The sequence below is a fragment of the Curtobacterium sp. PhB191 genome (assembly GCF_004346515.1).
In the GTDB taxonomy this organism is placed as follows: Bacteria; Actinomycetota; Actinomycetes; order Actinomycetales; family Microbacteriaceae; genus Curtobacterium.
This window is the reverse complement of the sequence record NZ_SMBV01000001.1, coordinates 634808-649300: the sequence shown is the minus strand read 5'-3', so window position 1 is coordinate 649300 and position 14493 is coordinate 634808. Positions and strand designations below refer to the sequence as shown.

The window sequence follows — 14493 nt, the reverse complement described above, 5'->3', positions numbered from 1 at the left end:
CAAGATCCCCGTCAACGGGCACCTGACCGCCGGGAACCTTGATGGCGGAGCACTTAGGCCCTTGCGCGTGCTCAAGGGTGCCCGGTGACCCATCGGCTACCGGACCGCCGAGCGCTCGCCTGTTGGACTACATCAAGAACTCGGTCGCTGCTTCGACCCCTTCAGTCATCAGGCTCCAGCTCGGCCGGGCGAAGTCCTCCCGTCTCAAGCGCACCCTGACCTCGTCAACGACCTCATCGGCGCGAGTCTGGGCGCGAGTGACACCGTTGAGCTCGTAACCGAGCTTCGCGGACACCCGAAGGGATGGCTCGTTCCAAGCGACTGCGCTCGACTCCGCCCACTCAGCTCCCAAATGGTCGAACGAGAACAGCAGCAGCGCCGCCCGCATTTCGGTCCCGAGCCCGTGGCCCTGATGTTCGAGGGCGAGCCATGAGCCGCTCTCGACGGTCTTGCGGGCGTTGAAGCGGCGAGCGTGCAGCTCTTGGACCCCGACCGGTGTCCCCTGGTGAAGCACGGTGAAGCTCACACCCCACGAGTCACGGCTCACCCCGGACCGGAGCTTCCAGTGGTACTGCGCGAGAGAACGAGCCAACGTTGTCGGTTCTGCGTCCGTCCATGGGACACCGAACGGCATTCGAGCCGGATCGTGGACGCCGGACAGGGCCACGTCGACGAGCCCAGGAAGATCCTCGTCGCGCAGGGGCCGCAGTTCCAGCCGAGGAGTGATGAGGCGCAGCCCAAACAAGGGCCAAACGTGATCGAGATCCATCGCCCAACGATAAGAGCGCGGCGTCGAACGTTACGGGCCAGCGATGTCCCGTTGGCCGATCGGCTACCGGGCGGTTCAGCATGCGACCGACGGCTCTAGAGGGTTTGCGCGAGAGCCGCGCAACTGTGCTGGTGTTCCGGGGCCGTCGCCGTGCCAAGATCGAACCATGGGGGAAACGATTGTGCTGCCGGCTCAAACGTCGCGACGCGCGGAACTTGAAGCGGATGGGTGGGTCGTTATCGCTCGTTCGTTCGGGGCCCAACTCGACTCCGCCCGGATCGACCGCCAGAGATTGCAGGCGTTGGTTGCAAAGGCCGAAGGATCGGTGCGGGAGCTGGCAGACGCCGACGTTGAGTCCGTGCTGCGCCTGGATGCCATGACCGCCGAGGATTACCCCGGGAGTGCCGCAACGCAGCACACACCCCTCGACCGACGCGCGGCGACGCCGAGTGCGTCAAGGCGAGCGTTCGGCGCATTTGGGCCGGATGGCGATCTCGTCGCGATGACCTTCGTAGACGTGGAGGGAACGAAGGCGGAGACGCAGTTCACTGTTGTTCACCGAGCCTGGCGTGGTCAGGGCCTGGGCATCGCGGTAAAGGCGGCGTCCGTACTCACGCTCGCGGCGGAGGGCGTCACACAGTTCCGCACCGGCGGTTCTGCGGACAATCTTGCGATCCTCCGAGCTAACGACGCGGTGGGCTACATCCAAGACGAGGAATGGGTAACGCTCGGGCGAAACGTCCGGTAGCCGATGGGCTACCGGACTGCGCTGCTACGGTCACCGCTCGTTGGCGGCTCGGCGGATCCAGGTGCGGAACTCGACGGCGAAGTGCTCGAGGTGCTGCTCGATCACCGCCGGGGCGCAGGTCGCCGGCAGGGTGACGGACAGACGTGCGGTGAAGCCGTCCTGCTCCTCGTCGAAGGAGTTCGCGATCGAGCCGATCACCGTCCCGTCCGCCAACAGCATGTGCGACCGGCGACCGGCAGGCGCTTCTGCGGCGGGCAGCTCCTGCTCGACGACGGCACTGTCGTCCCAGGGGCGCATGAAGAACGAGCAGACGTACTCGTCGAGGGTCTCGACGATGTTCACGTTGCGCCCCGGCTCGGCGTGGATCCCGTAGTGCTCCGGGTGTCCGGCGAGCATGACGTCCTCGCGGGCGAACGCGGCGCCGAGCCACGCACCGAACTGCGCGGCACTGATGCCCCGTGCACGGAGCGTGGTCGTGCCGGTTGCCTGCTCGCCGCCGGAGCGTTCGAGGTGGGTGCGGAGGAACGCGTCACCCGCAGCGATCTCGTCCTCGAGCAGCTCGAGCAGTCGCTCGCGTCCCAGCTTCCGTTTCAGGAGCGCGAGCGCCCGGCGGGCGGAGAACAGCTCGAACCCGTCGATGGTCGAGTCGGTGTCCTCGCCGGCCAGGCGGACGGTCGCGCCGGTCACCGTGCGGCCCGGACGGGGAGCTGGAGGTACGAGGCCTGGTCGCCGCCGGTGTGCACGACGTGCCGCCCGGTGTTCGCGCCGACGTACTCGCGGATCGCCGGCATGAGCGTGCCGAGCAGGTTGCGGGAGCTCACGATGAACCGCAGCTGCTCGCCCGCGTGGAAGCGCAGTCCGACCGGGAACAGGTCGATCTCGATCTCGGCGACCTGCCCGGCAGCGAGCTTCTCGACGCGGTCGAACGAGTGCGCGGGGACGTCGTCGGTCGACAGGGCCTCGTCGAGGTGCCGGGCGGACACGCGGAGGCGTCCGTCGGAGCCCTTGTAGCGCAGGATCGTCGCGCCGTGGTCGGTGAGGTCGTGCGCCATCGCCGACTGGTTCGGCACGGTGAACGCCTGCAGCGGCGTTCCCCAGCGGTCGAGCTTCTGGACGAGGACGAACAGGTCAATGTCGTCGGCGCCCCGGGCCTCGACGAACAGGTGCGCCTTCGGGTACCCGACCAGGACGGTCTCCTCGTCGAAGCGGGTCAGGAACGAGACGGCGTCCGGGTTCGCGTCGACGGCGTAGGACGCTTCCGCAGGTGCCTCGGGCGCGGCCGTGGTCAGCGTTCGCGTCCGGGCGTCGAGGTAGTACTTCGTCGAAGCGGCGTCCTGCGGCGGGAACGACTCAGCCGGCACGGCGACCTCGTCTCCGCCCTGCAGGTCGAGGACCGAGTACCGGACGGTCGGAGTGGTCTCCCACCCGTTGTCGGCGCCCTTGAGGAAGTGGTCGAAGAACCGGCGGAGGTCCTCGACGTTGGCCGGGTCGTAGTAGTCCGGCCACTCCTGGGTGTTGTGGATCCGGAGCCACTTCTCGTCGCTGGCGATCCGACGCCAGGCGCGGAAGGTCCCGGCGGTGTGCAGGGTGTTCGAGTAGCTCGCGACGACGTACGCCGGCACCTCGATCTGCGAGAAGTCAGGGATCTTCTGCTCCCACAGGTCGGTCATCAGCGGGTGGGCGTCGACCTCGGCGAGGATGTCCTCCTTCTGGCCCTTCCCGAAGAAGCTGCCGTCCTGCAGCTGCTGCGCGAACCCGGTGTCGGGCATGCCGCCGCGCTTCACGAGGTCGCGGTAGACGTCGCTGACGCCCTCCCACGGGTTGATCGCGACGAGGTGCGGGGGCTGCTCGGCGGCGGTGAACCACTGCGACACGGCGAGGTAGCTCGTGCCGCTCATGCCGACCTTGCCGTCGCACCACTCTTGCTCGGCCAGCCACTCGATGACGTCGTACGCGTCGCGGCCCTCCTGCCGGTCCCAGAGCACGCTGTCGCCCTCGGAGTCGACCACGCCGCGGATGTCGACGTTGCAGATCGCGTAGCCGTGCTCGACCCAGTACGCCGGGTCCGGTGCCTCGAACTTCTCGAGTCCGGACACCGTGCTGTTCGGCAGCCCGACGAGCCCGAACACCCCCATCACGCTGAGCGACGTGCCCTGCGCCTTGCCGTACGGGCTCCATGCCACGATCACCGGCACCGGCTCGGTACCGACCGGGCGGAACACGTCGACGTGGATGGTCGTGCCGTCGCGCAGCTGCATCGCGACGTCCTTGTCGAACACCGTGTCGACGGGCAGCGGCTTGAACTGCGGGGCGATCCGGAACCCGGCCTCGAGGGTTCGGGTGCCGGGCTCGAAGGGGGTGAGCACACCCGTGCGCGGAGCGGGCAGCGGGGTGGAGGGGACGGTCATCCTCTGGTCGGTCATCGTGTTCTCCTTCGTGCGGGAGTCCTCCGTGGGCTCGTCGTCGAGGCGAGCGTACGTCCGATCCGGCAAGAACTCAACGCGTGTTGAGAAACCCGTCGGCGGAGTAGATTGCGGGCATGGACGGAACGACGGAAGCAGCGACGACCTCCCGCGTGGGTCGCCGTCCCGGGGCGGCCAGCACCCGCACGACGGTCCTCGCGGCGGCGAGTGCGCGGTTCGCCAGCGACGGTTTCGCCGGCACGACGATCCGAGCCGTGGCGGCGGACGCCGGCGTCGACCCTTCGCAGGTGATGCAGTTCTTCGGGTCGAAGGCCGACCTGTTCGCAGCGGTGATGGCCGTGTCCCCGTCCGCGCTCCGGCGCTTCGACACGGCCTTCGAGGGTCCGGACGAGCATCTCGGCGAGCGTGTCGTCCGGGCGTTCCTACAGGCCTGGGAAGGCGCCCCGGAGGAGTCGGAACCGCTGATGGCGATGCTCCGAGGTGCGATGGTCAACGAGGACGCGACGGCGCAGCTGCGGGACTTCATCCAGGCCCGCCTCGTACACGGAGCCTCCGGCGCCGATCACGAGGACCGTGCGCTCCGGGCTGGGCTCGCCGCGGCCATGCTCGTCGGGATCATCACGAGCCGGCAGGTCTTCGGGGTCCCTGCCGTGCTCGCAGCCGACCACGACACCGTCGTCGCGATCGCCGGACCCGCGATCCAGAGCGTCCTCGCCGGAGTCAGTCGAGCAGACGCCGAGCGTTCCGGGTCGTGAGTTCCCGCCAACTCGTCGCGTCGTGCGGCGGCTCGGCATCGTCGAGCGCGGCGATCTGCGCGTCCACGCCCTGCGTCGGCGTCCAGCACGAGTCGCTGCCGTAGAGCAGCCGGTCCGTCCCGGCGACCTCGGCGAGGACTGGCACGTCGAGTGGGAACGGCGTGCCTGCCGTGTCGAACCAGAGCCGCCGCATCGCGTCCTTCCAGGGCATCGTGCCGGCGGTGGCGCCGAACAACTGCTGGAACAGGGCGATCCGGTCGGAGAGGACCGGCAGGGTCGCGCCCGAGTGCGGCACGATGACGCGCAGGTCCGGGTACCGGTCGAGGACGCCGGCGAACACCAGGTCGACGATGCTCCTGGTGCTGTCGAACATGAACTCCAGCATCGGGCGAGGACGCCCGAGGGCGGTGTGCTCCCACCCGACGGGCGAGGTCGGGTGCACGAAGACGGCCGCGCCGCGGGCGTCGAGCTCGGCCCAGAGCGGCTCCAACGCGGGATCTCCCAGGTACTGGCCGTGCGCGTTGGACTCGAGGACGACGCCGACCGCACCCGGTCCCTGCAACGTGCGCCGGGCCTCCAGGACCGCACTGTCGACATCCGGCACCGGGAGGGACGCGAAGTACGAGAACCGGTCCGGGTGCGCGGCCGCGATCGCGGCGGCTTCGTCGTTGAGTGTCCGCGCGAGCTCCGCGGCTCGGTCGTCGTCCCCGAAGTGCACTCCGGGCGACGAGATGGACAGGACCGCTCGGGCGATCCCGCGGCGGTCCATGTCACCGAGCTGGCCGGCGAGCGACCAGCTCGGCCAGGCGGGCATGCCGTCCGGCTGTTCGTACCCGGCTGCTCGGGCCGCTGCGACGTAGTCCGCGGTGACGAAGTGTGCGTGGACGTCGATCAGTTCGGACATCGATGGCTCCTCGTTGCGTGTAGTGAACGATTCTGTATCGTAGACCGCATGACCACGACCATTCGCAACGTCCGCACCAGCTCCGGCGGGGTGACCACAACCGAGGCTGTCGACGTCGAGTTCGACGAACACATCACCACGGTCCGTCCCGCGGGGACCGTCGCTCCAGCCGGCGGTCCGGTCGTCGATGGAACGGGGCAGTTCCTCGTCCCGGGCCTGATCGACACGCACGTCCACCTGGGCTCCCCGGCGGCGCTGTCGTCCGCAGTCCGAGCCGGCGTCACGACGATGGTCGACCTCGGGACACACCCGGACTCCCTCGTCGACGAGCAGCGACGAGCACCGGGGGCACCGGGGCTCCTCAGCGCGGGCTCGGCCGCCTCGGCGCCGGGCAGCACCCAGATCGCTCGGATGGGCTTCCCGGACGCGAGCGGCGTGAGCAGCGCAGCCGATGCCGAGCGGTACCTGGACTGGCGGGCCGCGAACGGGTCGGACCTGGTCAAGATCATCATCGAGGACCCCGACGCCACCGACGTCCCCGCGCTCGACGTCGCAACGATCACGGCCCTGGTCGACGGCGCACGCCGCCGGGGGCTCCGGACCGCGGCCCACGTCGTGACCGCCGCGTCGTTCGTCCGCGGGCTCGACGCCGGGGTCGACATCCTCACGCACGCGCCGCTCGACCGGCCGCTGCCGGACGCGACCGTCCGGCGGATGGCGGACCAGGGCACCATCGCGTCACCGACCCTCGTGATGATGCGCGCGATGGCCCGCGCGCGACTCGGGGACCGTGCCGACGCCGCGTTCGAGAACGCCGTCGAGAGTGTGCGCCGGATGCACACCGCCGGTGTGCCAGTCGTCGCCGGCACGGACGCGAACGAGACCCCGTTCGCGCCGGTTCGCCACGGCGAGGCCCTCCACGAGGAGATGCTCCTCTTGCGGGACACCGGGATGACGAACGGCGCGGTACTGACCGCTGCCACGGACGGGGCAGCGGCGGCATTCGGTCTGCACGACCGCGGGCGTGTGGAAGTGGGGCTGCGTGCGGACCTCCTGCTCACGACCGGCGATCCCCTCGTCGACCCAGCCGTCCTCGCTCAGCCGGGCGCTGTGTGGGTCGGTGGGACACTCATCTCGTGAACGCTCCCGTCCGGCGGCGCGGTGCTGACCTCGAGCACGCGATCTTCGCCGCCACACTCGAACAGCTGGCTGACCACGGCATGGCGGGCCTCACCTTCGAGAACGTCGCCGCGGCAGCCGGTGCGGGCAAGGCCTCGCTCTACCGGCGCTGGACCGATCCGGAGCAGCTCGTCCTCGCTGCCCTCGCCTGGACCGAAGACACCGCGGAGCGGAGCGATCACCCCGGGGGGACCCGACTCCAGCCGGTCGGTGACCTCCGCGACGAACTCATCGCGTTCCTGTCCGATCTCGCCGACGGGCTCACCACCCCCGTCGGACGGGTCCTCGCACCACTTCTCCTGGAGCGAGAGCGACGACCCGAGATGTGGCAGCGCATCGTCGCACTGCTCATCGAGCCGCGCCAACGTCTCGTGACCGAAGCATTCGGACGCGCCGCGGCCCGTGGCGAGATCCCCTCGAGCGCTGTCAGCCCATCACGCGTCAGCGCTGGCGCCGCACTCGTGCTCGCCCGTCACCTCACCACTGGTCCGCTGTCCCGCGACGACATCGTCGAGGTCGTCGATGACGTCGTACTTCCCGCCCTGTCGCGGTGATCGTCGCGAAGTCGCGCTGACCGACTCGTAGGGGTGTGGCGGAATCCGGGGGTGGGATCAGCGCACAGCCGGCGGCGGCCCCGTCGTGTCCCCCACTCGCAACTCCGAGATGAACGACGCCGGCTGCGGCTCCGCCCCCTCGAGCATCGCCAGCGCAGCACGAGCGGCAGCCTGGCCCTTCTGCACGAACGGCTGCACGAGCGTGGTCAGGTGCCGGATCGGCGTGCGGTGCAACAGGCTGTCGTCCACCGTGATGCCGTCGAACCCGACGACGCTGACGTCCTCGGGCACCCGCAGCCCGGCGTCGAGGGCAGCCGAGATCACCCCGACGGCGATCAGGTCGCTCTGGGCGATGACGGCGGTGGGGCGAGGGCCATCGGCAGCGAACAGCTCCACGCCTGCCAGGCGTCCTTCTTCCACCGAGCTCCCCGCCGTCTCGACCGCCACGGCGGAGGGGTAGACCTCGCGCACGCCCCGCAGTCGCTCCAGCGTCGTGAACGCGATGCCCGACGCGAACCGGTCGTCGTCGACCGGCCCCCGCCGACGAGCAGCGTCGAGCGGCAGCGTCACCACCGTGACGTCGGCGTGCCCGAGGTCCTGCAGGTACGCAGCAGCACGGCGCGAGGCATCCCGGTTGTCGAGCTGAACAGGGACGGCACCCTCGATCTCGTCCGCCTCGATCGCGACGACGGGGATCTGCCGGCGCCGCAGCACCGCCACGGCCGGGTCGATCCGGACGTTGCACCCGACGAGCACGACGGCGTCCATCGGGGCATCGACGAGGGGGCCGGCTCCCTGTTCGTCATCGAGCGGACTCCGGACCAGCAAGAGCGAAGCGCCCGCAGCCCCGGCGACCTCGGCGATGCCGTCGAGCGTCAGGACGTTGACGGGGTCACGGAAGGCATCGCTCAGACGCTCGTCCATGACGACACCGATGACGCCCGAACGCCCTCGGCGGAGCGAACGCGCACGGGGGTCGGGGCCGCCGTAGCCGAGCTCTGCGGCGGCGGCGAGGACTCGGGCCTTGGCGTCCTCGGACACCGGGCCGCTGCCGCTGAACGCGAGCGAGGCCGTCGACGGCGCGACACCGGCGGCACGGGCGACCGCGGCCAGCGTCGGGCGCGACGGACGGGTGCCTCCGCCGCGGGAAGGCGACGCGCCGAGTGCTGTTGCCGGTTCGTCCATCGCCGGTTAGCGTAGCGGGAACAAGCGGTCGAATCGATTCGATAACGACCGACACCGAACAAAACGCGCAGCGCGACCCGCACCACGACCACCAGCAACGAAGCACGATGGGACCACCATGACGACGCCGTCCACCCGCACCGTTCCGACCACCAGGGCCTGGATCATCGCGGTGTTCGTGGTGTTCACCCTGTCCGGGCTCGACATCGCGACGTGGCTCGGCCGGATCCCGAGCGTCCGCGACTCATTGGGCGCGAGCACGTTCGAGATGGGGCTGCTCGTGCTCGGCATGGCCGTCGGTTCGATCGGTGGCCTGACCTTCGCCGGCCACATCGTCGCCAAGCTCGGCGCGCGGCGCGGGATCCAGATCGCCGCCGCCTGCCTGGCGCTCGGCATGGTCTTCGCTGGCATCGCGGTCACGCTCGGCTGGGGCTTCGCCGCCATCTGGATCGCCCTGATCGCCTTCGGGTTCGGCAACGGCCTGTGCGACGTGTCGATGAACGTGTCCGGTGCCGCAGCCGAGAAGGCCGGCGGGCGCACGATCATGCCGCTGTTCCACGCAGCGTTCTCCCTCGGAACGCTGGCGGGCGCCGGGCTCGGAGCGCTGGCCGAGCGGCTCGAGATCCCGGTGTCCGTGCACTTCATCGTGCTGGTCGTCATCACGAGCGCCGTGATGCTCGTCGCCGTCACGAAGTTCCAGGACGAGCACCGCTTCGCCGAGCAGGTCTCCACCGACACCAGCCCGGTCGCGACGCCGCTCACCCGCATGCAGGTCTGGGCACAGCCGTCCACGATCCTGATCGGCGTGATCGTGCTCGGCATGGCCCTGGCCGAGGGATCCGCGAACGACTGGCTGCCGCTCGCGATGATCGACGGCCACGGGCTCGACAACGCCGCCGGTGCCGGCGTGCTCACCGTGTTCCTCGCGGCGATGACCGTCGGTCGCGTCGCCGGCAGCCCCCTCATCGACAAGTTCGGGCGCGTCCCGATCCTGCGCATCAGCGCCGCCGTCGCGGTGATCGGCCTCGGCATGCTCATCTTCATCGACAACGTGCCGCTCGCGATCGTGGGCGTCGTGCTCTGGGGCCTCGGTGCCAGCCTCGGTTTCCCGATGGGCATGTCGGCCGCCGCCGACGACCCCCGCACGGCCGCCGCCAAGGTCAGCGCCGTCGCGACCATCGGGTACGTGGCGTTCCTGGCCGGTCCTCCGCTCATCGGGTTCCTCGGCGAGCACGTCGGACTGCTCGGTGCGCTCCTGGTCGTCTTCGTGTTCATCATCGCGGCGGGACTCGCGTCGGGTGCCGCCCGTGAGACCGGCGCCGCCGCCAGGCCGACCCGTGGGGGCGGCGACGGACACGACGGGGGCGAGCCGCGCCTCCCGGCCGACAACGCCGACAACGCGACGACCGCTGCCGACGCAACCAGCACTGCTGACGCCACGAGCGCGCCGTCCGGGTCGGGACGCGACGCCCGTTAGGCTTCCCGGGTGCGTCTCGTCATCGCCCGGTGCTCCGTCGACTACGCGGGCCGGCTCTCCGCCCACCTGCCGCTCGCGACCCGTCTGCTCATGCTCAAGGCGGACGGCTCACTGCTCGTGCACTCCGACGGTGGCAGCTACAAGCCGCTGAACTGGATGAGCCCGCCGTGCTCGATCGAGATGAGCGAGCCGGACGAGGAGCAGACCGTCGGTGGCATCACCGAGGTCTGGACGGTGACGCAGAAGAAGACCCAGGACCGCCTGATCGTGTCCATCCACGAGGTCATCGCGGACCAGACCCACGACCTCGGCGTCGACCCGGGCCTGGTGAAGGACGGGGTCGAGGCGCACCTGCAGCAGCTCCTCGCGGAGCAGATCGAACTGCTCGGCGACGGCCACACGCTGGTCCGCCGCGAGTACATGACCGCCATCGGGCCCGTCGACATCCTCGCGCGCGACGACGCCGGAGCGAGCGTCGCGGTCGAGATGAAGCGCAACGCCAACATCGACGCGGTCGAGCAGCTCACGCGCTACCTCGAGCTCATGAACCGCGATCCGCACCTGCGTCCGGTGCAGGGCGTGCTGGCGGCGCAGACGGTGGCGCCGCAGGCGCGCACCCTCGCCGAGGACCGCGGCATCCGCGTCCTCGTGCTCGACTACGACGCGATGCGCGGCATCGAGGGCGGGCACACCCGCCTGTTCTGACCGCGGTTGGTTGGTTGGGTGCGTGTTCCGCCCGACCGCGCCCGCCCGCCGCCCGACCGGGAGGCCCGGCGCACGTCCGCCCCGTCGCGCGCGGCACCAGGGTGGTCCCGTCGACCGCCGCCGGTAGGGTGGGCAGGACATGACCAGCCCGTTCTCCGCCATCCTGTTCGACCTCGACGGCACCATCAGCGACTCCGCGCCGGGCATCCTCGAGAGCCTGACGCACACCTTCCGCACCGTGGGCGTCCCGGTGCCCGACCACGACACCCTGATGTCGTTCGTCGGCCCGCCGATCATGGACACGTTCCGGGTCGCGATGGGCATGGACGAGGCGCAGGCGGAGCACACCCTCGCCGTGTACCGCGAGCACTACTTCTCGCACGGCGCCCTCGACTCGACGATGTTCCCCGGCATCGACGTCGTGCTCCGCGCGCTGCACGACGCCGGGTTGCCGATCTCGACCGCGACGAGCAAGCCCGAGACGCCGGCGACGTACATCCTCGAGCACTACGGGCTCACCGGGGACATCGACATCATCACGGGCGCCAGCGACGACGAGGTCCGGTCGAGCAAGGCCGACGTCGTCGAGGAAGCCCTGCGCCGCCTCGACGCCCGCGGGTTCGACATCAGCCGCCCGGTGCTCATCGGCGACCGGGTGCACGACGTCGAGGGCGCCACGGTGCACGGCGTCCCGGTGGTCTTCGCCGAGTGGGGGTACGGCTCCCCCGCCGAGGCCGAGGGCACCATCGCCACGGCCGCCACCCCGCTGGACCTGCTCCCGATCCTGCTGCCGTGACGGACGGGACCGGCGGGACCGACGCGACGAGCGGGCGCGGCCGGACCGGCGCGACGCGGCAGGGGCTGCGTGCCGCCGCGTGGGTGCTGCCCGCCGCCATCGTCCTCATCGCACTGAACTTCCGCGGGCCGATCGTCGCGACGGCCCCGGTCATCGGCGACGTCCGGCTCGACCTCGGCCTGACGTCCACGATCGCCGGGCTGCTGACGACGATCCCCGTGCTCTGCTTCGCCCTGGCGACGCCGTTCGCCAGCTGGGTCATCGCGAAGGCGGACCCCGAGCGTGCGGTGTCCCTGTCGCTCGTCATCGTGCTCGCCGGCACCGTGGTGCGCTCGATGCCGTCGTCCGCCGCACTGCTCGTCGGCACCGCGGTGATCGGCATCGGCATCACGATCGGCAACGTGGTGATCCCCGTCGTCATCCGGCGGGACACCTCGCCGGAGCGTGTCGGCCTGGTCACCGGCGTCTACACGTCGGCGCTCAACGTCGGGTCGATGATCACCTCACTCGCGACCGCTCCCCTGGCGGCGCTGTGGGGTTGGCCCGTCGCGATCGCCGTGTGGGCGGTCTTCGCGGTCATCGCCGGGTTCGCCTGGACGTACGCGGTGGGTGCCCGGGCCGCGTGGCGCCGCCCGGTGCGGTCCGACGACGACGAGCCCCTGCCGATCACCGGTCCGATCGACCAGGTGCTCGACACCGGGGCGATCCGGACGATCCGCGCCGACCGGGCCGCGGCGGCCGCTGCTGCCACCGCCCCCGAGCCGGTCCGCCCTGCACGACGACTCATCACGTGGGGGCTCACGCTGGCGTTCGGTGGCCAGGCGTTCTCGTACTACGCCCTGACCGCCTGGATCCCGACCCTGCTGCACGACGAGATCGGGTTCTCGAAGGCGTCGTCCGGGGCGAGCTCGTCTGTGTTCCAGATCCTGGCCGTGGTCGGTGCGCTCGGGGTCCCGCTGCTCGCGGCGAAGTGGCGGCCGCGGGCGATCATCGCGCTCGTCGCGTTCCTGTGGCTGGCGATGCCCCTCGGGCTGCTCTTCGCCCCGCAGCTCTGGTTGCTGTGGTCGGTGCTCGGCGGCGCGGCCCAGGGCGGCGGCATCACCGTGATCTTCATCGTGATCGTGCGGATCGTGTCGAGCGACGCCGATGCCCGTCGGATGTCCGCGTTCGTGCAGGGCGGCGGGTACCTGATCGGCTCGGCCGGGCCGCTCGTCGCCGGGGCGCTGCACGGTGCGACCGGGGACTGGACGGCACCGCTGCTCGTCGTGCTCGTGTCGGTGCTGACGCTCGGGGTCGTCGGCACGATCGCCGCGCGCCGCGTGTCCTGAGGAGCGCCGCGCCCGCTGCCGAGCGCTGCGCTGCGCTTCGTGAGCAGAAATGGTCGGGTCGCCGCACCTGACCCGACCATTTCTGCTCACGAAGTCCCGCCCGCGCCCACTACCGCGCGGCGAGCACCTCGCGCAGCGACATCGGGCGCCGGCCGGTGATGCGCTCGACGTCGCCGGACACGTGCGCGAGAGCCCCCTCGGCGATGGCCGTGTAGGTGCTCACCCACGCGTCTGCCTGCCACGGCTCGGGGTTCCACTGCGCACGAGACGCGTACGCCTCGTCCAACGTCTCCGGGTGGTACGTCACCGTGCGGCCACGCGCCTCGGTCACCACCGCGGCGGCTTCGGCGAGCGTGAACGCCGCCGGCCCGGTCAGCTCGTACGTGCGGTCCACGTGCGCACCCGGGTCCTGCAGCACGGTGGTCGCGACCCGTGCGACGTCCGCACGGGCGACCGCCGCCATGGCGCCGTCGCCTGCCGGCCCGCGGATCACGCCGTCCTCGCCGACCAGGTCCTCGACGAAGTCCAGGTAGAAGCTGTCCCGCAGGAACGTGTACGCCGTGTCGGTCGCGCGGATCGCCTGCTCGGTTGCCCAGTGGTCGCGCCCGAGGGTGAAGGTCGCGTCCTCGGCCGCGCCGAGGAACGACGTGTAGACGACGTGCCGCACACCGGCTTCGGCAGCTGCTGCGACGAAGGTGCGGTGCTGGTCGAGCCGGTCCTCGGCCTCGGCCGCCGACACCATCAGGAGCACGTCGACCCCCTCGAGCGCCGCCCGGCTGGCGTCGGCGTCGGCGAACGTCGCGACCGCTACCTCGGCGCCGGGCAGCTCCGGCGCGCGCGCTGCGTCGCGCACGATCATCCGGAACGGCACGTCGTCCGCGGCGAGCGCGCGTGCGACGGCGCCCCCGATGTTGCCGGTCGCTCCGGTGATGGCGATGGTCATGGTCGCTCCTTCGATCGGTGTCGCGTCGGTCTGCTGGTCACGTCCGCACCGTCCTGGAGGCACGGATCACCGTGGGCGCGACCCTCGCCGCGTTCACGCCGTCGACCTCCACCGCCCACGCGCGCGCGGCGTCGTGGTCGCGTCCGTGGCGCATGTGCCGACCGACCAGGCGGTCGACCCGCACCCCGTCGTCGACGGCGCAGAACCAGGTCTCGGTGAACAGGTCACCGAGCGCTGCCCACGGTTCGGCATCGTCGAGCAGGTAGTTCCCCTCGGAGACCACGAGCCGGGCGGTCGGCGGGACGGCGATGCTGCCGGCGACGGGCTCGTCGATGCGGCGGTCGAAGTCCGGCGCCCACACGGTGGTGTCGGCAGCGACGAGTCGTCGGACCAGGGCGACGTAGCCGTCGGCGTCGAACGTGTCGACGGCGCCCTTGCGGTCGTGCCGGCCGAGGGCGTCGAGCGCCGCGTTCGACAGGTGGAAGCCGTCCATCGGCACCTGCACCGCCGTGCCGGCCCCGAGTCGCTCGTCGACGGCGGCGACCACGCGGCGGGCCAGGGTCGACTTGCCGGCACCGGGAGCACCCGCGATGCCGAGCACTGCCCGGGGCCCCGCCGAGGCGAGCTCGACCGCACGCTCGACGGCGTCGTCGACGCTGCTGTCCGGGTGGCTCACGGCCCCATCCTGGCAGAGCGCGCCGACACCGGACCGGGGTGGTTCACTGGC

At 70.9% G+C, this 14493-nt stretch carries 15 protein-coding genes; 8 read left to right on the top strand and 7 right to left on the bottom strand.

The genetic code is table 11. The annotated features are described in order from the left end of the window. Nucleotides 1-127: 127 nt before the first annotated feature. Nucleotides 128-769 carry a GNAT family N-acetyltransferase gene (locus tag EDF48_RS03200; protein WP_131878054.1) on the bottom strand — a complete coding sequence of 214 codons (642 nt, stop codon included), beginning with the start codon at nucleotides 767-769 and terminating at the stop codon, nucleotides 128-130. A 166-nt stretch (nucleotides 770-935) separates the two neighbouring features. Between EDF48_RS03200 and EDF48_RS03195 the strand changes: the two genes are divergently transcribed. Then, entirely contained in the window at nucleotides 936-1517 is a 582-nt protein-coding gene (locus tag EDF48_RS03195) for an acetyltransferase (protein ID WP_131878052.1), read from the top strand. A 30-nt stretch (nucleotides 1518-1547) separates the two neighbouring features. Here the strand turns inward: EDF48_RS03195 and EDF48_RS03190 are convergent, their stop codons facing one another. Together EDF48_RS03190 and EDF48_RS03185 are read right to left on the bottom strand one after the other, a co-directional pair. Continuing rightward, on the bottom strand, nucleotides 1548-2204 hold the full coding sequence (locus EDF48_RS03190; protein WP_131878050.1) for a hypothetical protein: 657 nt from the start codon (nucleotides 2202-2204) through the stop codon (nucleotides 1548-1550). Next, on the bottom strand, nucleotides 2201-3940 hold the full coding sequence (locus EDF48_RS03185; protein ID WP_131878048.1) for a CocE/NonD family hydrolase: 1740 nt from the start codon (nucleotides 3938-3940) through the stop codon (nucleotides 2201-2203). The genes EDF48_RS03190 and EDF48_RS03185 overlap by 4 nt, the downstream gene beginning before the upstream one ends. Before the next feature lie 116 nt (nucleotides 3941-4056). Here EDF48_RS03185 and EDF48_RS03180 point away from each other — a divergent pair, with 116 nt between their 5' ends. Next, complete coding sequence (locus EDF48_RS03180; RefSeq protein ID WP_123294477.1) at nucleotides 4057-4695, top strand: TetR family transcriptional regulator; 639 nt, start codon at nucleotides 4057-4059, stop codon at nucleotides 4693-4695. Here the strand turns inward: EDF48_RS03180 and EDF48_RS03175 are convergent. After that, nucleotides 4661-5599: an amidohydrolase family protein gene (locus EDF48_RS03175; RefSeq protein ID WP_123680480.1), complete on the bottom strand. Its 939-nt coding sequence runs from the start codon at nucleotides 5597-5599 to the stop codon at nucleotides 4661-4663. The two genes, EDF48_RS03180 and EDF48_RS03175, sit on opposite strands and share 35 nt — an antisense overlap. Before the next feature lie 48 nt (nucleotides 5600-5647). Between EDF48_RS03175 and EDF48_RS03170 the strand changes: the two genes are divergently transcribed. Together EDF48_RS03170 and EDF48_RS03165 are read left to right on the top strand one after the other, a co-directional pair. After that, nucleotides 5648-6739: an amidohydrolase family protein gene (locus EDF48_RS03170; protein WP_131878046.1), complete on the top strand. Its 1092-nt coding sequence runs from the start codon at nucleotides 5648-5650 to the stop codon at nucleotides 6737-6739. After that, nucleotides 6736-7332 carry a TetR-like C-terminal domain-containing protein gene (locus EDF48_RS03165; protein WP_123294474.1) on the top strand — a complete coding sequence of 199 codons (597 nt, stop codon included), beginning with the start codon at nucleotides 6736-6738 and terminating at the stop codon, nucleotides 7330-7332. The genes EDF48_RS03170 and EDF48_RS03165 overlap by 4 nt, the downstream gene beginning before the upstream one ends. Nucleotides 7333-7389: 57 nt before the next feature. Here the strand turns inward: EDF48_RS03165 and EDF48_RS03160 are convergent, their stop codons facing one another. Continuing rightward, the gene (locus tag EDF48_RS03160) at nucleotides 7390-8517 is read right to left on the bottom strand and encodes a LacI family DNA-binding transcriptional regulator (RefSeq protein WP_200849238.1); all 1128 of its coding nucleotides are present in this window, start codon (nucleotides 8515-8517) and stop codon (nucleotides 7390-7392) included. Nucleotides 8518-8635: 118 nt separating this feature from the next. On the opposite strand from EDF48_RS03160, the gene EDF48_RS03155 reads away from it, so the two are divergent. The 4 genes from EDF48_RS03155 (at nucleotide 8636) to EDF48_RS03140 (ending at nucleotide 12823) form a co-directional block, all read left to right on the top strand. Next, a complete protein-coding gene (locus EDF48_RS03155) occupies nucleotides 8636-9994 on the top strand; it encodes an MFS transporter (protein ID WP_243698018.1) in 1359 nt (452 codons plus the stop codon). A 9-nt stretch (nucleotides 9995-10003) separates the two neighbouring features. Next, the gene (gene nucS, locus EDF48_RS03150; RefSeq protein WP_111083752.1) at nucleotides 10004-10699 is read left to right on the top strand and encodes an endonuclease NucS; all 696 of its coding nucleotides are present in this window, start codon (nucleotides 10004-10006) and stop codon (nucleotides 10697-10699) included. A gap of 139 nt (nucleotides 10700-10838) precedes the next feature. After that, a complete protein-coding gene (locus EDF48_RS03145) occupies nucleotides 10839-11495 on the top strand; it encodes an HAD hydrolase-like protein (RefSeq protein WP_123937185.1) in 657 nt (218 codons plus the stop codon). Next, nucleotides 11492-12823 (top strand): MFS transporter, encoded by a 1332-nt coding sequence (locus tag EDF48_RS03140; protein WP_243698017.1) that lies wholly within the window; start codon nucleotides 11492-11494, stop codon nucleotides 12821-12823. Before EDF48_RS03145 ends, EDF48_RS03140 begins: the two co-directional genes overlap by 4 nt. A gap of 109 nt (nucleotides 12824-12932) precedes the next feature. Here the strand turns inward: EDF48_RS03140 and EDF48_RS03135 are convergent, their stop codons facing one another. Both EDF48_RS03135 and EDF48_RS03130 read right to left on the bottom strand, forming a co-directional pair. Next, nucleotides 12933-13766 carry an SDR family oxidoreductase gene (locus EDF48_RS03135; protein WP_131878044.1) on the bottom strand — a complete coding sequence of 278 codons (834 nt, stop codon included), beginning with the start codon at nucleotides 13764-13766 and terminating at the stop codon, nucleotides 12933-12935. A 37-nt stretch (nucleotides 13767-13803) separates the two neighbouring features. Beyond that, entirely contained in the window at nucleotides 13804-14442 is a 639-nt protein-coding gene (locus tag EDF48_RS03130; RefSeq protein WP_131878042.1) for a nucleoside/nucleotide kinase family protein, read from the bottom strand. Between the last annotated feature and the right edge of the window lie 51 nt (nucleotides 14443-14493).